The organism is Streptomyces hokutonensis, from assembly GCF_042751305.1.
GTDB lineage: Bacteria > Actinomycetota > Actinomycetes > Streptomycetales > Streptomycetaceae > Streptomyces > Streptomyces hokutonensis_A.
This window is the reverse complement of record NZ_JBHYWD010000009.1, coordinates 25,563-40,099: the sequence shown is the minus strand read 5'-3', so window position 1 is coordinate 40,099 and position 14,537 is coordinate 25,563. Positions and strand designations below refer to the sequence as shown.

The 14,537-nt window shown below is 70.7% G+C and carries 17 protein-coding genes; 4 read left to right on the top strand and 13 right to left on the bottom strand.

What is annotated here, in order from left to right:
• Positions 1–120 precede the first annotated feature (120 nt).
• The 5 genes from der to aroH form a co-directional block, all read right to left on the bottom strand.
• Positions 121–1,599, bottom strand: coding sequence for a ribosome biogenesis GTPase Der (der, locus tag ACFXC1_RS23865; protein WP_019074912.1), 1,479 nt, complete (start codon positions 1,597–1,599; stop codon positions 121–123).
• A 74-nt stretch (positions 1,600–1,673) separates the two neighbouring features.
• Positions 1,674–2,336, bottom strand: coding sequence for a lysophospholipid acyltransferase family protein (locus ACFXC1_RS23860; protein WP_381245601.1), 663 nt, complete (start codon positions 2,334–2,336; stop codon positions 1,674–1,676).
• Positions 2,333–3,028, bottom strand: a complete 696-nt coding sequence (cmk, locus tag ACFXC1_RS23855; protein WP_381245599.1) for a (d)CMP kinase — start codon at positions 3,026–3,028, stop codon at positions 2,333–2,335. Before cmk ends, ACFXC1_RS23860 begins: the two co-directional genes overlap by 4 nt.
• A 112-nt stretch (positions 3,029–3,140) precedes the next feature.
• The gene (locus ACFXC1_RS23850; protein WP_381245597.1) at positions 3,141–4,226 is read right to left on the bottom strand and encodes a prephenate dehydrogenase; all 1,086 of its coding nucleotides are present in this window, start codon (positions 4,224–4,226) and stop codon (positions 3,141–3,143) included.
• Complete coding sequence (gene aroH / locus ACFXC1_RS23845; RefSeq protein WP_381245596.1) at positions 4,223–4,591, bottom strand: chorismate mutase; 369 nt, start codon at positions 4,589–4,591, stop codon at positions 4,223–4,225. The genes ACFXC1_RS23850 and aroH overlap by 4 nt, the downstream gene beginning before the upstream one ends.
• Positions 4,592–4,844: 253 nt before the next feature.
• Here aroH and ACFXC1_RS23840 point away from each other — a divergent pair, with 253 nt between their 5' ends.
• From ACFXC1_RS23840 to ACFXC1_RS23825, 4 genes are read left to right on the top strand one after another with little or no spacing between them, the layout of a single operon-like run.
• Positions 4,845–5,525 (top strand): hypothetical protein, encoded by a 681-nt coding sequence (locus tag ACFXC1_RS23840; protein ID WP_381245595.1) that lies wholly within the window; start codon positions 4,845–4,847, stop codon positions 5,523–5,525.
• 27 nt (positions 5,526–5,552) lie between these two features.
• Positions 5,553–6,131: a DUF6529 family protein gene (locus tag ACFXC1_RS23835; protein ID WP_381245594.1), complete on the top strand. Its 579-nt coding sequence runs from the start codon at positions 5,553–5,555 to the stop codon at positions 6,129–6,131.
• Positions 6,128–6,541 (top strand): Rieske (2Fe-2S) protein, encoded by a 414-nt coding sequence (locus tag ACFXC1_RS23830; protein WP_381245592.1) that lies wholly within the window; start codon positions 6,128–6,130, stop codon positions 6,539–6,541. The genes ACFXC1_RS23835 and ACFXC1_RS23830 overlap by 4 nt, the downstream gene beginning before the upstream one ends.
• Before the next feature lie 21 nt (positions 6,542–6,562).
• Positions 6,563–7,306 carry a nucleotidyltransferase domain-containing protein gene (locus ACFXC1_RS23825; RefSeq protein ID WP_381245590.1) on the top strand — a complete coding sequence of 248 codons (744 nt, stop codon included), beginning with the start codon at positions 6,563–6,565 and terminating at the stop codon, positions 7,304–7,306.
• On the opposite strand, the gene ACFXC1_RS23820 is transcribed toward ACFXC1_RS23825, so the two are convergent.
• The 8 genes from ACFXC1_RS23820 to ACFXC1_RS23785 form a co-directional block, all read right to left on the bottom strand.
• Complete coding sequence (locus tag ACFXC1_RS23820; protein ID WP_381245588.1) at positions 7,232–7,981, bottom strand: nucleotidyltransferase domain-containing protein; 750 nt, start codon at positions 7,979–7,981, stop codon at positions 7,232–7,234. The genes ACFXC1_RS23825 and ACFXC1_RS23820 overlap by 75 nt on opposite strands.
• Before the next feature lie 3 nt (positions 7,982–7,984).
• On the bottom strand, positions 7,985–9,007 hold the full coding sequence (locus ACFXC1_RS23815; protein ID WP_381245586.1) for an ADP-ribosylglycohydrolase family protein: 1,023 nt from the start codon (positions 9,005–9,007) through the stop codon (positions 7,985–7,987).
• Complete coding sequence (locus tag ACFXC1_RS23810; RefSeq protein ID WP_381245584.1) at positions 9,004–9,732, bottom strand: NUDIX hydrolase; 729 nt, start codon at positions 9,730–9,732, stop codon at positions 9,004–9,006. Before ACFXC1_RS23810 ends, ACFXC1_RS23815 begins: the two co-directional genes overlap by 4 nt.
• Before the next feature lie 132 nt (positions 9,733–9,864).
• Entirely contained in the window at positions 9,865–11,049 is a 1,185-nt protein-coding gene (locus ACFXC1_RS23805; RefSeq protein ID WP_381245583.1) for a pseudouridine synthase, read from the bottom strand.
• Complete coding sequence (gene scpB / locus ACFXC1_RS23800) at positions 11,049–11,705, bottom strand: SMC-Scp complex subunit ScpB (RefSeq protein WP_381245582.1); 657 nt, start codon at positions 11,703–11,705, stop codon at positions 11,049–11,051. The genes ACFXC1_RS23805 and scpB overlap by 1 nt, the downstream gene beginning before the upstream one ends.
• On the bottom strand, positions 11,702–12,664 hold the full coding sequence (locus tag ACFXC1_RS23795) for a segregation and condensation protein A (protein WP_381245580.1): 963 nt from the start codon (positions 12,662–12,664) through the stop codon (positions 11,702–11,704). Before ACFXC1_RS23795 ends, scpB begins: the two co-directional genes overlap by 4 nt.
• Positions 12,665–12,682: 18 nt before the next feature.
• On the bottom strand, positions 12,683–13,237 hold the full coding sequence (locus ACFXC1_RS23790; protein WP_381245578.1) for a hypothetical protein: 555 nt from the start codon (positions 13,235–13,237) through the stop codon (positions 12,683–12,685).
• Entirely contained in the window at positions 13,222–14,358 is a 1,137-nt protein-coding gene (locus tag ACFXC1_RS23785; protein ID WP_381245576.1) for a ParA family protein, read from the bottom strand. Before ACFXC1_RS23785 ends, ACFXC1_RS23790 begins: the two co-directional genes overlap by 16 nt.
• Between the last annotated feature and the right edge of the window lie 179 nt (positions 14,359–14,537).

Sequence of the window (14,537 nt, the reverse complement as noted above, 5' to 3'; positions counted from 1 at the left end):
ACGGGTTTGAACACAATCCGGCCCCCCCGGCCGGGCCACGGCGGGGTATCTGGCGGGGCCCCGAACCCTGGGGGGGGGCCCCTTGTTCCGAATGGGGCCGCCCTCCTCGTCGTACGACTGCTACTTCTTCTTGTTGCCGCGCTTCTCGCGGACCCGGACCGAGATGTGGATCGGGGTGCCGTCGAAGCTGAACTCCTCGCGCAGACGGCGTTCGATGAAGCGGCGGTAGCCCGCCTCGATGAAGCCGGAGGCGAAGAGCACGAAGCGCGGGGGCTTGGTGCCGGCCTGGGTGCCGAAGAGGATGCGGGGCTGCTTGCCGCCGCGGACCGGGTGCGGGTGGGCGGCGACCAGTTCGCCGAGGAAGGCGTTCAGGCGGCCCGTCGGGACGCGGGTCTCCCAGCCGGCGAGGGCGGTCTCGATGCCCGGGACCAGCTTCTCCATGTGGCGGCCGGTGCGCGCCGAGATGTTCACCCGGGGCGCCCACGCGACCTGGGCGAGCTCGGTCTCGATCTCGCGCTCCAGGTAGTAGCGGCGCTCCTCGTCGAGGGTGTCCCACTTGTTGAAGGCGAGGACGATGGCGCGGCCCGCCTCGACGGCCATGGTGACGATGCGCTGGTCCTGCACCGAGATGGACTCGGAGGCGTCGATCAGGATGACCGCGACCTCCGCCTTCTCGACGGCGGCGGCGGTGCGCAGCGAGGCGTAGTAGTCGGCGCCCTGCTGGAGGTGGACGCGCTTGCGGATGCCCGCCGTGTCGACGAACTTCCAGGTGACGCCGCCGAGTTCGATCAGCTCGTCGACCGGGTCACGGGTGGTGCCCGCGATCTCGTTGACGACGACGCGCTCCTCGCCCGCGACCTTGTTCAGCAGCGAGGACTTGCCGACGTTCGGGCGGCCGATCAGGGCGATCCGGCGGGGGCCGCCGACCGCGGTGCCGAAGGTCTGCTCGGGCGCCTCGGGCAGCGCCTCCAGGACGGCGTCCAGCATGTCGCCGGTGCCGCGGCCGTGCAGCGCGGAGACGGGGTGCGGCTCGCCGAGGCCCAGGGACCACAGGTAGGCCGCGTCGGACTCGCCGCTGAGGCCGTCGACCTTGTTGGCGGCCAGCACGACGGGCTTGCCGGCCTTGCGCAGCAGCCGGACGACCGCCTCGTCGGTGTCGGTGGCGCCGACCTTGGCGTCGACGACGAAGACGACCGCGTCGGCGGCCTCGATCGCGTACTCGGCCTGCGCGGCCACGGAGGCGTCGATGCCGAGGACGTCCTGCTCCCAGCCGCCGGTGTCGACGACCTTGAAGCGGCGGCCCGCCCACTCGGCCTCGTAGGTCACGCGGTCGCGGGTGACACCGGGCTTGTCCTCCACGACGGCTTCCCGCCGCCCGATGATGCGGTTGACGAGAGTCGACTTGCCGACGTTCGGCCGGCCGACGACGGCGAGGACGGGCAGCGGCCCGTGACCGGCCTCCTCGATGGCGCCCTCGACGTCCTCGATGTCGAAGCCCTCTACGGCGGCGAGCTCCATGAACTCCGCGTACTCGGCGTCGCCGAGCGCCCCGTGCTCGTGCTCCTCGCCGGAGCCGTCGGGCTGGATCTGGTCGTTCATGAAGTGGGTACCTCGTTCATCGTGGTGATCGGTGGAACCCCCGGATTTCGGGTGATCCACTACTCAAGTGTCTCTTAGCGCCCGGTGAGGCGCCTGGCATCGTCCAGGTGGGCGGCCAGCTGCTTCTGGATCCGCTCGGTGGCCTCGTCCAGTGCCCTGCGGGTACGGCGGCCGGAGCCGTCGCCCGCGTCGAACGGGTCGCCGAAGACGACGTCGACGCGGGAGCGCAGCGGGGGCAGCGCCTTTATCAGCCGCCCGCTCTTCTCGGCGGTGCCCAGTACGGCCACCGGCACGATCGGGGCGCCGCTGCGGACCGCGAAGTAGGCGAGCCCGGCACGCAGCGAGGCGAAGTCGCCCTCACCCCGGGTGCCCTCGGGGAAGATCCCCAGCACACCGCCGGCCGCCAGGACGTCCAGCGCCCCGGTGATCGCCGTACGGTCGGCGACCGAACGGTCCACCTTCAGCTGGCCGATACGCAGCAGGAAGGGGTCAAGCGGGCCGACGAACGCTTCCTTCTTGATCAGGAAGTGCGTCGGCCGGGGTGCCACGCCCATGACCATGGGGCCGTCGACGCCGTGGGAGTGGTTCACGGCGAGGATCACCGGACCGGCGGCGGGCACCTTCCAGGAGCCCAGTACGCGCGGCTTCCACAGCCCGTACATCAGGCCGACGCCGATGCGCCTCCCGACCTCGGCGCCCCGCTCCGATGCGACGGTTGGAGCTGTTGGAGCTGTCACTTGGCGGCCCGCTTCTCCCCGACCAGGGTGACCACGCACTCGATGACCTGCTGGAGCGTGAGGTCGGAGGTGTCCACCTCGACCGCGTCGTCCGCCTTCGCGAGCGGCGAGGTCTTGCGCGAGGAGTCGGCCGCGTCCCGCTTCAGCAGCGCCTCGCGGGTGGCCTGGACGTCGGCGCCCTTCAGCTCACCGCTGCGGCGGGCGGCACGTGCCTCCGGAGAGGCGGTGAGGAAGATCTTCAGGTCGGCGTCGGGCAGCACGGTCGTACCGATGTCCCGCCCCTCCACCACGATCCCGTGCTCCGCCTCGGCGGCCAGTGAACGCTGCAGCTCGGTGATCCGGGCCCGCACCTCGGGGACCGCGCTGACCGCGCTGACCTTGGAGGTGACCTCCTGGGTGCGGATCGGGCCGGCCACGTCCACGCCGTCGACGCTGATCGTCGGGTTCGCCGGGTCGGTGCCCGAGACGATCTCCGCCTTGCCCGCCGCGTCGGCGATCGCGGTGGGGTCGGCGAGGTCGATCCCGTTGTTCACCATCCACCAGGTGATCGCCCGGTACTGGGCGCCGGTGTCCAGATAGCTCAGCCCGAGCTGCGCGGCCACGGCCTTCGACGTGCTCGACTTGCCCGTGCCGGAGGGGCCGTCGATGGCGACAATCACTGCCGGGGCGGTCCGGGCGGCGCCGTTTTCCACGGGAGGACACCTTCCTGGTGCGTGGTGGTGAGCGGGGTGGGGGCGCGAGTGCGCCCCGCACAAGGTTACTGGCTCCCCGCACGGCGTATTACTGCCGGATGGCCGGACGGCACTACTGCCGGATCGCCCAGCCCCGCTCCCGCAGCGCGGCGGTGAGGACGGGCGCGGCCTTCGGCTCCACCATCAGCTGTACGTGCCCCGCCTGTTGCCCGGTCGCGTGCTCGATGCGTACGTCCTCGATGTTGACCCCGGCCATCCCCGCGTCCGCGAAGATCCGGGCCAGCTGACCCGGCTGGTCGTCGATGAGAACGGCCACGACCTCGTACACCCGCGGCGCGGACCCGTGCTTGCCGGGGACGCGGACCTGCCCCGCGTTGCCGCGCCGCAGCACGTCCTCGATGCCGTCGACGCCCTCGCGGCGCTTGTCCTCGTCGGCCGACTGCAGCGAGCGCAGCGCCCGCACCGTCTCCTCCAGGTCCCCGGCGACATCGGTGAGCAGGTCGGCGACCGGCCCCGGGTTCGCGGACAGGATGTCGATCCACATGCGGGGGTCGGACGCGGCGATCCGGGTCACATCGCGGATCCCCTGCCCGCACAGCCGTACGGCGGCCTCCTCGGCGTTCTCCAGCCGCGCGGCGACCATGCTGGACACCAGGTGGGGCATGTGGGAGACCAGCGCCACGGCACGGTCGTGGGCGTCGGCGTCCATGACGACCGGTACGGCACGGCAGTGCGAGACCAGTTCCAACGCGAGGTTCAGCACCTCGGTGTCCGTGTCCCGGGTGGGCGTCAGCACCCAGGGGCGGCCCTCGAAGAGGTCGGCGGTCGCGGCCAGCGGGCCCGACTTCTCCCGGCCCGACATGGGGTGCGAGCCGATGTACGACGAGAGGTCCAGGCCGAGCGCCTCCAGCTCGCGGCGCGGGCCGCCCTTGACGCTGGCCACGTCGAGGTAGCCGCGGGCCACGCCCCGGCGCATCGCGTCGGCGAGCACCCCGGCCACCAGCGCGGGCGGGGCGGCGACGATCGCGAGGTCGACGGGTGCCTCCGGCGCCTCCTCCGTACCGGCGCCGAGCGCGGCGGCCGTACGGGCCTGCTCGGGGTCGTGGTCGGCGAGATGGACGACGACACCCCGTGAGACGAGGGCGAGCGCGGCGGACGTGCCGATGAGGCCGGTGCCGATGACGAGCGCGGTTCTCACTGGGCGATGTCCTTGCGGAGGGCGGCGGCGGCACCGAGGTAGACGTGCGCGATGCCGGCGCGGGGCTTGTCGGACTCGATGTGCGCGAGAACGCGGACGACCCGGGGCAGGGCGCCCGCGATGTCGAGTTCCTGCGCGCAGATCAGCGGTACGTCGGCGAAGGCGCTGCCGAGCTTGCGGGCTGCGGCGGCCGGGAAGTCGCAGTGCAGGTCGGGCGTGGCCGTGAACCACACGCTGATCAGGTCGTCGGCGGTGAGGCCGTTGCGCTCCAGGACGGCGGTGAGCAGTTCGCCGACCCGCTCGTCCATGTGGCCGGCCTCGTCCCTGTCCAGTTGGACGGCGCCCCGGACCGCTCGTACCGCCACTGCTCTGCTCCTCGCTGATGTACCTCACGGCTCTGTGCGCATCCAGCCTAGTCAGCCCGTCCGGTACGGGTGCCCGGCGCCCGCCTCCTGAGACGGGCCGGAGCGGGCCTCGCGAACCCTGCCAATGTCACCTGAATCACTCTGTTCCGCTACTGGTCCGCTACAGGTGGTGAGATCATCCCGGTATGCCTCTTTACGCACGGCCCTGAGTCCGCTCTCATGGGCTGGTAGCTCGCCTCGGGGGAGGACAGTAATGAAGCGTCCTGGACCACTGCTCACACTTCTGGCTGGTCTGGTGCTGGGCCTGTTCATGCTGACGCTCAATGTGACGTCGGGGACGAAGACCGCGTCGTCCTCGTACAGCGAGGCATCGCAGTCGGCGTCCCCGTCACCGTCTCCGAAGAAGTCGGCACCCGCGTCTCCGACGCCGACCGTCACGCCCAGCCCGACACCGTCCAAGGCGGCGGTCCCGAACGCCAGTTACGCCGGCCGCACCGACGACGACGCCGCCTCGGTCGCCGTGACGATCCGCGACGGCAAGGCGGTCGCGTACTTCTGCGACGGCCGCTACAAGGAGGCCTGGCTGCGCGGCCCGGTCGCGGACGACGGCACGATGAAACTCACCGCCCCGAACGGTGCCGTACTCGACGGAAAGCTCCAGCAGGGGACGAAGATCCGCGGCACCGTCAAGGACGAGGGCCGCAAGTACGCCTTCACCGCCGACAAGGCAGTCAAGCCGTCCGGGCTGTGGCGTGCCACGGCCAAGGTGCGCGGCGCCAAGATCGACGGCGGCTGGATCGTGCTGCCGAACGGCCGCCAGACCGGCATCGTCACCCGCGACGGCAAGGCCGCCGCCGCACCCCGTATCGACCCGGAGACCGGCGCGGTCACGGTCGACGGACAGCAGCTCACGGCACAGCCCGTCACCCCCTGACCCACCATCCGCCTCAGGGAGCCGATCATGACCGCCGACCCGAACGCCGCCACCCAGGCCTTCCCACCACCCCCGCACCGCCGCGACAGCGCCGCACGCTATGTGGTCCCGGCCCTGGTGGCCGCGGCCGTGGCCGTCGGACTCGGTGTCTACGGCAAGGTCCACGACCCGGCCGGCACCGCCTTCAACCTCGCCGGCTTCAGCAGCACGGGCGCCGTGAAGTCCTGGCTCGCGACGACCGCGTTCTTCTTCGCCCTGGTCCAGGTCGTCTCGGCCTTCATGGTCTACGGCAAGCTGCCGGGACCGAGCTGGTCGGCGACCCTGCACCGCTGGTCGGGGCGGATCGCGTTCCTGGTGGCGGTGCCGGTCGCGGTGCACTGCCTCTACGCGTTCGGGTACCAGACGTACTCGACACGCGTCATGTGGCATTCCCTCCTGGGGTGCCTGTTCTTCGGCGCCTTCAGTGCCAAGATGCTGCTGCTCCGCTCGGAGCGCCTCCCCGGCTGGCTGCTGCCGCTCGTCGGCGGGCTGGTCTTCACCGGCCTCACCCTGCTCTGGCTGACATCCGCCCTCTGGTTCTTCCGCACCTTCGGAGTGAGTACATGACCGACAGCTCGACGCGCCGCACGGTTCTCGCGACGGGTGCGGCCGCCGCGCTCGCCGCCGGCTGCAGCAAGTACGGCAACGGCAACGACTCCTCGGGCTCGTCGTCCGTGAAGGCCTCCGGCGGCCAGGAGTTGGCGAAGACCGCCGACATCCCGGTCGGCGGCGGCAAGATCCTCAAGGCCCAGAAGGTCGTGGTGACCCAGCCGAAGAAGGACGAGTTCAAGGCCTTCTCGGCGGTCTGCACCCACCAGGGCTGCACGGTGAGCACCATCGCGAACGGCACGATCAACTGCCCTTGCCACGGCAGCAAATTCAACATCGCCGACGGTACCGTCGCGGGCGGCCCGGCGCCGAAGCCGCTCCCGGCGGAGCAGATCACGGTGGAGGGAAATTCGATCCACCTGGCGTGAAGTGCCGCGTACGCTCCCGGAATGCACCCCGAGTCCCTGGTCCGCGACCACACGATCTACGCCTGCGTGATGGGGTCGCGCGCCTTCGGCCTGGCGACGGAGGGCAGCGACACCGACCGCCGGGGCGTGTTCCTCGCCCCCACTCCCCTGTTCTGGCGCTTCGAGAAGCCGCCGACACATGTGGAGGGCCCGGCGGAGGAACAGTTCAGCTGGGAACTGGAGCGCTTCTGCGAACTGGCCCTGCGCGCCAACCCCAACATCCTGGAGTGCCTCCACTCCCCCGTCGTCGAGCACATCGACGCCACGGGCCGTGAACTCCTCGACCTGCGCGGCGCGTTCCTCTCCCGCCAGGTCCACGGGACGTTCACGCGCTACGCGTTGGGCCAGCGCAAGAAGCTGGACGCGGACAACCGCCTGCACGGCGCGCCCCGCTGGAAACACGCGATGCATCTGCTCCGCCTGCTGATGAGCGCCCGCGACGTCCTCCGCACGGGCACCCTGACGATCGACGTGGGCGACCGGCGCGACCCCCTGCTGTCCGTCAAACGCGGCGAAGTCCCGTGGCCGGAGGTCGAGTCGTGGATGACCCGCCTGGCGACGGAGACGGACGAGGCGGCGGCCCGCACCCCACTCCCGGCGGAGCCGGACCGCGCCCGCGTGGAGGACTTCCTGGTCCGGGTCCGCCGCGCCTCAGCCCTCCAGCCGGACCCGGACGACGAACTCGTGCAGGGCGTCGTAGGTACTCGGGGTGTCCGGGAGCGCTGACGCCCCCTGCGCCGCGTCCAGTTCACCGTGCAGGCGCTCGATGTCGCCCTGCACACGCGCGTGGTCGATGTCGGCGGCCCCGTGTTCCCGCTCGACCTTGGCCGCGATCAGCTCCGGCACATACGACGGAGCCTCGACCTCCCCGACGAGCGTGGGCAGATGGGCCTGCACCTCGCCGCTGCGCATCAGATGGATGCCGGTGAGCAGCACCCGGAACGTGTAGAGCAGCGGCTTGAGTTCGCCGGTCTTCTCGAAAAGCCGCCACTGGGTGGTGGCGAATCCCCGGTAGTGGTGGGCGTGATGACTGGTGAGGACACCCGGTGCCAGGGCGGCCAGTTCCCGGTGGGCGTCGGTGGTGTGCACGACGAGCGGCGACAGCAGTTGCTCCAGCACATAGCCGTTGCGCCGCAGCATCAGCCGTACGAACTTGCGCAGGTCGTGGGTGACGAGGTCCATCTCGACACCGTCCCGCAGCCACATCTTCGACCGTGTCTCGTCCGGCTCGCGCAGGCCGACGAGTTCGGCGGCGGGCAGCAGGTGCACACCCCTGAGGTCCACGTCCGAGTCGCGGGACGGGAAGCCGTACAGGTGCGCGCCGGAGACGGTGGCGAAGAGCAGCGGGTCGGGCTGCTCCGCCACCACGGGCTTGAGGTCGATGTCCAGAACGTCGGTCATCGGTCAAGCGTCCCAGAGCGCCCCCAGCGCCAGCAGCTCCCCCCGGTACTCGATCCGCCCGGCCCACTCCTCCGGCCAGGCGTCCGCGCCGAGGTGGGCGCCCGCGAAGGCCCCCGTGAGGCAGGCGATCGAGTCCGAGTCGCCGGAGGTGCAGGCGGCCCGGCGCAGGGCGGTGACGGGTTCCTCGACGAAGAGGAGGAAGCACAACAGGCCGGTCGCCAGGGCCTCTTCGGCGATCCAGCCCTCGCCGGTGGCCAGACAGGGGTCGGTCTCCGGGGAGTTGGCGCGTACCGCGTTCTGGAGCCGGTCCAGGATCTCCAGGCAGTCGTCCCAGCCGCGCGCGATGAAGTGCTCGGGCGTGGGGTCCTGGCTGCGGGTCCACAGGTCGCCGAGCCAGCGGTGGTGGTAGCGGGTGCGGTTCTCCAGGGCGTACGACCGCAGCAGCCCGACCAGTCCGGTCGGTTCGGCGCCCTGCGCGAGGAGTCGTACGGCGTGCGCGGTGAGGTCGGACGCGGCGAGCGCGGTCGGGTGGCCGTGGGTGAGCGCGGACTGCAACTGGGCGGCGCCGGACCGCTGTTCGTCGCTCAGACCCGGGACGAGTCCGATCGGCGCGACCCGCATATTGGCCCCGCAGCCCTTCGAACCGATCTGGCTGGCGTCCTGCCAGAGCCGGTCCTCGGCCTTCAGCAGGTTGCAGGCGACGAGGCAAGTCCGGCCGGGGGCACGGTTGTTCTCCGGCGACTGGTACCAGTCCACGAACTCCTCGCGCACGGGCCGTTCCATCCGCTTGGGCCCAAGTAGCCCTCGGTCCATGGCGGTTCGCAGCCCGCGCCCCAACGCCAGCGTCATCTGCGTGTCGTCGCTGACGATCGCCGGCTTCGTCAGCTCCATCCCCCGCCAGGGACCGCACTTGGCGAGGATGTCGGGCACGGCGTTGAACTCGGTCGGGAAGCCCAGTGCGTCCCCGAGGGCGAGGCCGATCAGGGCTCCGGTGGCGGCGCGCTTGCGGACGCTGGTCGTGGTCATGCGGGGCTTCCTTCCCGGGTCGGGCGGAGCAGCGGCGGGTACAGGGTGGTGGCGGTGCCGGCGCGGTACAGCGCGGCCGGTTTGCCGCGACCGCCGGTCAACTTGGCGCCGCCCGGCACCGGTTCGACGAACCCCGGCGTGGCGAGCACCTTGCGGCGGAAGTTGGGGCGGTCCAACTCGCCGCCCCACACGGTCTCGTAGACCTGCTGGAGCTCTCCGAGCGTGAACTCGGGCGGGCAGAAGGCGGTGGCGAGGGAGCTGTACTCCAGCTTGGCGCCCACCCGTTCGTGCGCGTCGGCCAGGATCCGGTCGTGGTCGAAGGCGAGCGGCCCGAGCGAGTCGTACGGCAGCCAGCGGGCCTGCGCCGCGTCGCTGCCCGCACGCGGTTCGGGCGGGTCGGGCAGCAGTGCGGCGAAGGCGACGGTGACGACCCGCATCCGGGGGTCGCGGTCGGGCTCGCTGTAGGTGCGCAGCTGCTCCAGGTGCAGCCCGGAGACGTCCGACAGGCCGGTCTCCTCGGCGAGTTCACGCCGGGCGGCCGTCTCGGCGGACTCGTCGGGCGCCACGAAGCCACCGGGCAGCGCCCAGTGTCCGGCGTACGGCTCCTGTCCGCGCTCGACGAGCAGGACGTGCAGGGCGCCCGCGCGGATCGTGAGGACGGCGAGGTCGGCGGTGACGGCGAAGGGTTCGAAGGCGTACTTGTCGTAGGCCGGTGTTGCGGTCATGGTGATCCACCCCGTTAATAGTCATCTTGACTATAAAGAGCGATCGCGGTCCCGCACAACCCCCGCGACGGACGGAAACGGAAACGGCCGGCCCCGGAAAACCCGGAACCGGCCGTCACAAACAGACAGACCTTAGAGATCGACTTCCTGCATCAGCATCCCGACCTCGGTGTTCGACAGCCGTCGCAGCCAGCCCGACTTCTGGTCGCCCAGGGTGATCGGGCCGAAGGAGACCCGGACCAGCTTGTCGACCGGGAAGCCGGCCTCCGCGAGCATGCGGCGGACGATGTGCTTGCGGCCCTCGTGGAGGGTCACCTCGACCAGGTAGTTCTTGCCGGTCTGCTCGACGACCCGGAAGTGGTCCGCACGCGCGTACCCGTCCTCCAGCTGGATGCCGTCCTTCAGCTGCTTGCCCAGATCGCGCGGGATCGGGCCCACGATGTGCGCGAGGTAGGTCTTCTTCACGCCGTACTTGGGGTGGGTCAGGCGGTGCGCCAACTCGCCGTGGTTGGTGAGCAGGATCACACCTTCGGTCTCGGTGTCGAGCCGCCCGACGTGGAAAAGACGTGTCTCGCGGTTGGTGACGTAGTCGCCGAGACACTGCCGGCCCTCGGGGTCCTCCATCGTCGCCACGACACCGGCGGGCTTGTTCAGCGAGAAGAACTGGTACGACTGCGTCGCCACCGTCAGCCCGTCGACCTTGATCTCGTCGTGCTCCGGGTCGACCCGCAGCCCCTGCTCGACCACGATCTCGCCGTTGACCTCGACGCGGGACTGCTCGATCAGCTCCTCGCAGGAGCGCCGGGAGCCGTAGCCCGCGCGCGCGAGGACCTTCTGCAGCCGCTCGCCCTCCTGCTCGGCGCCCGGGAAGGTCTTGGGCAGCTTGACGTCCTTCTTGCCCGCGTACCGCTCCCGGTTGCGCTCCTCGGCCCGCGCGTCGTACTCACGCGAGGTGGCCGGCGCCCAGCGCCCGCGCCCGGTGCTCTGGCCCTGCTTGGGGCCGCCCTTGGCACCGCCGCGCGCGGCGGCACCGCGCCCTGACTTGGGGCCTTCGTGGGATCCCGTGGGGCCTACGTCGTAGCGCCGCTCCTCGGGACGCGGCTTTCCGGCGCGCTTCGGCTTGTCGTCGCGGCCTCCCGCGCCCCTCGGCTGGGAGCCGCCCCCGCCGGCCCCCCGGGAGTTGCCCGCGCCGGAACCACGACCGCCGCCGCCCCCACCGGAACCCCGGGGATTGCCGCCCCCGCCGGTCCCGCGGGGGTTGCCGCGCCCGCCGCTCCTACCGCCGCCACCACTGCTGCCACTGCCACTGCTTCGCATCAAAGTTCCGTCGTCGTCGTGTCGTCTGCATCTGCATCCGGTGCATCCGGATCGAACGACGGGACCCCTTCCAGCGTCTCCGCCTCGATCGCCTCGGCCTCAGGGAGGAAGGGCGCGAGCTCCGGGAGCTCGTCCAGGCCTCGCAGGCCCATCCGCTCCAGAAAGTAGTTCGTCGTCACGTACAGGATCGCACCTGTTTCGGGTTCCGTGCCCGCCTCCTCGACCAGACCCCGCTGCAAGAGGGTGCGCATCACACCGTCGCAGTTGACTCCGCGGACCATCGAGACCCTGCTGCGGCTGACCGGCTGGCGGTACGCGACGACCGCCAGGGTCTCCAGCGCCGCCTGGGTGAGCCGGGCCTGCTGGCCGTCCAGGACGAAGCCCTCGACGGCCGGAGCGAACTCCGGGCGGGAGTAGAAACGCCAGCCCCCGGCGATCAGCCGCAGCTCGAAACCGCGCCCCTGAACCGTGTACTCGTCGGCCAGCTCGCGCAGCGCGTCCGTGATCCGCCGTTTGGGCCGCTGGAGTATTTTCGCGAGGTGCTCGACGGTCGCGGGCTCGTCCACGACCATGAGGACGGCCTCCAGGGCGGGCTTGAGGTCGAGTTCCGCGACGCCGGACGGGCTCGCCGGTACTCCCGTGGTCTCCTCGCTCACGCCGACTCCTCCTTGGTCTCCTTGGGCACCTCGGGCGGCCGGTCGAACTCGTCGGTCACCACCGGCTCGACTTCCCCCTCCCCGCCCGTCCAGCGCACGATCAGCTCCCCGAGCGCGGTCTCCTGGTCCAGGGCGACGGCCTTCTCCCGGTACAGCTCCAGCAGCGCCAGGAACCTCGCCACGACGGTCAGGGTGTCGTCGGTGTCGTCGACGAGGACGCTGAAGCTGGCCTCGCCGAGCTCCCGCAGCCGCGCCACCACGATCCCGGCCTGCTCCTGCACGCTGACCAGCGGCGCGTGGATGTGGTCGACGTACACCTGCGGCTTGGGCCTGGGCTGCATCGCCTTCACGGCGAGCCTGGCGAAGCCCTCGGGGCCGATCCTGATGACCACCTCGGGCAACAGCTCGGCGTGGTGCGGTTCGAGTCCGACGGTACGGGGGTAGCGCCGGGCCTCCTCGTCGAGGCGCCGGTTGAAGATCTCGGCGATCTGCTTGTACGCCCGGTACTGCAACAGCCGCGCGAACAGCAGGTCCCGGGCCTCCAGCAGCGCCAGGTCGGCCTCGTCCTCGACCTCGGCGGCGGGCAGCAGCCGGGCCGCCTTCAGATCCAGCAGGGTCGCCGCGACGACAAGGAACTCGGTCGTCTGATCGAGATCCCAGTCGGGCCCCATCGCCCTGATGTGCGCCATGAACTCGTCGGTGACCTTGGACAGCGCCACCTCGGTGACATCGAGCTTGTGCTTCGAGATCAGCTGGAGGAGGAGGTCGAACGGGCCCTCGAAGTTGGCGAGCCGGACCTTGAAAACACCGTCGTCGGGAACCGGAGAATCGACCTCGGTCGACAACTCGCTCTCCGCAGGAGGCGAAACCGGCTCAACCGGCGGAGCCAGTGGCCCTTTCCCGAGCGCACGCCGACGTCCGGCGGGTGCGCCGGCGGCGGGAGCGTCGTTCGAGGTCATGGCCCCCGCAGGCTACCGCTACCGCCCGCGGAGCCGGCGTACGAGAATGCTCGCGTCCCCGCGGGACTCCAGATCGGCCAGGACGACGGCGACCGCCTCGCGGACGATCCGGCCGCGGTCGATCGCGAGGCCGTGCTCGCCCCGGAGCACCAGACGGGCGTGCTCCAGGTCCATCAGTTCCTCGGCGGAGACGTACACGGTGATCTTCTCGTCGTGCCGCTCCCGCCCGCTGGGACGCCGCTGGGCGGGCTGTCGGCCGCGTTTGCGGGGCTGGGGGGCGGCAGAACCTTCCTGCGCCTCCTGGCGTCGTACGGAGCCGTCCACGGCCCGGCTGCGGGATTCTCCCGCGTCCGCGTCGGCCGCGACATGCTCCGCGCCCTCGCCGTCACCGCCCTGTGCGGGTACGGACTGCGGGGCGTCCTCCCCGGCGGCGGCACCGTCGCTCTCCCCCGCCGGAGCCGGCACCCGTGCCTCTCCGTTGGACTGGCGCCTGGGGGTGGACGCCTGGAGCGCCATCCCCCCTGTCGTACGGAACAGTTCGTCGGCCCCCGGCAGACTCACTCGGCGTGACACCGGGCGAGCACCTCCCTGGCGAGCTGGCGATAGGCGGCGGCACCGACGGAGTTGGAGGCGTACGTGGTGATCGGCTCACCGGCGACCGTGGTCTCCGGGAAGCGCACCGTGCGCCCGATGACCGTGTGGTAGACGTGATCGTCGAACGCCTCGACCACGCGGGCGAGCACCTCACGGCTGTGCACGGTCCGGGAGTCGTACATCGTGGCGAGGATGCCGTCGAGCTCCAGCTCGGGGTTGAGCCGCTCCTGGACCTTCTCGATCGTCTCGGTCAGCAGCGCGACACCGCGCAGCGCGAAGAACTCGCACTCCAGCGGCACGATCACCTTGTGAGCCGCCGTCAGGGCGTTCACGGTGAGCAGGCCGAGGGAGGGCTGACAGTCGATCACGATGTAGTCGTAGTCGGCCATCAGCGGCTTCAACGCCCTTTGCAGGGTGGACTCGCGCGCGACCTCGCTCACCAACTGCACTTCGGCGGCGGACAGGTCGATGTTGCTCGGCAGCAAGTCCATGTTCGGGACAGCTGTCTTGAGGAGCACCTCGTCGGCCGACATGCCCCGCTCCATGAGCAGGTTGTAGACGGTGAGGTCCAACTCCATGGGATTCACGCCCAGTCCGACCGACAGCGCGCCCTGCGGGTCGAAGTCGACGAGCAGTACGCGTCGGCCGTACTCCGCGAGCGCGGCACCCAGGTTGATGGTCGACGTGGTCTTGCCGACGCCGCCCTTCTGGTTGCACATCGCGATGATCGTCGCGGGGCCGTGACTGGTCAGCGGGCCCGGGATCGGGAAGTACGGGAGCGGGCGTCCGGTCGGGCCCACGCGCTCACGGCGCTGGCGGGCGGCGTCGGGCGCGAGTGTGGCCGCGTACTCGGGATCGGGCTCGTACTCGGCGTCGGGGTCGTAGAAGTGCCCGTCGGGCAGTTCGTCGTAGTCGGCGAAATGGTTGTGGGGCGCGCCCCTTCCGTCGCCGGCCATGGCGTTCACGTGATGGCCATCCATGCTCTGGTGTGCTGGCTGGGTCACCCCTGGCTTGTGGTGACTCTGGTGGGCTGCGAAGGTGCGCACAGCGACGGAGCCGACAGCCTCGAACCCCGCGGGCTCCTGGCCCCTTGCCGGCATTCCTGGTTGACCACCCCCGGGAGAAAATGTCGACTCATTCACAAGTCGTCTTACCTCCTTGGTGACCAGGGAACTTCTCGATAGGTCAGCGTGGCACCATGCCGACGGTTGGCGACTCTATGGCGTGTCGGGTGTTCGCAGCAACACAATCCGCCGGACCCGGCCCGATGTGTCGGCAA

What these genes read in the sequence shown, in the direction of transcription:
- ACFXC1_RS23815 (WP_381245586.1), bottom strand. Translation starts at nt 9,007, where the DNA reads ATGACCACGACCAGCGTCCGCAAGCGCGCCGCCACCGGAGCCCTGATC.
- ACFXC1_RS23795 (WP_381245580.1), bottom strand. Translation starts at nt 12,664, where the DNA reads ATGACCTCGAACGACGCTCCCGCCGCCGGCGCACCCGCCGGACGTCGG.
- ACFXC1_RS23810 (WP_381245584.1), bottom strand. Translation starts at nt 9,732, where the DNA reads ATGACCGCAACACCGGCCTACGACAAGTACGCCTTCGAACCCTTCGCC.
- ACFXC1_RS23840 (WP_381245595.1), top strand. Translation starts at nt 4,845, where the DNA reads ATGAAGCGTCCTGGACCACTGCTCACACTTCTGGCTGGTCTGGTGCTG.
- ACFXC1_RS23805 (WP_381245583.1), bottom strand. Translation starts at nt 11,049, where the DNA reads ATGCGAAGCAGTGGCAGTGGCAGCAGTGGTGGCGGCGGTAGGAGCGGC.
- ACFXC1_RS23820 (WP_381245588.1), bottom strand. Translation starts at nt 7,981, where the DNA reads ATGACCGACGTTCTGGACATCGACCTCAAGCCCGTGGTGGCGGAGCAG.
- ACFXC1_RS23825 (WP_381245590.1), top strand. Translation starts at nt 6,563, where the DNA reads ATGCACCCCGAGTCCCTGGTCCGCGACCACACGATCTACGCCTGCGTG.
- ACFXC1_RS23785 (WP_381245576.1), bottom strand. Translation starts at nt 14,358, where the DNA reads ATGCCGGCAAGGGGCCAGGAGCCCGCGGGGTTCGAGGCTGTCGGCTCC.
- der (WP_019074912.1), bottom strand. Translation starts at nt 1,599, where the DNA reads ATGAACGACCAGATCCAGCCCGACGGCTCCGGCGAGGAGCACGAGCAC.
- ACFXC1_RS23830 (WP_381245592.1), top strand. Translation starts at nt 6,128, where the DNA reads ATGACCGACAGCTCGACGCGCCGCACGGTTCTCGCGACGGGTGCGGCC.
- ACFXC1_RS23835 (WP_381245594.1), top strand. Translation starts at nt 5,553, where the DNA reads ATGACCGCCGACCCGAACGCCGCCACCCAGGCCTTCCCACCACCCCCG.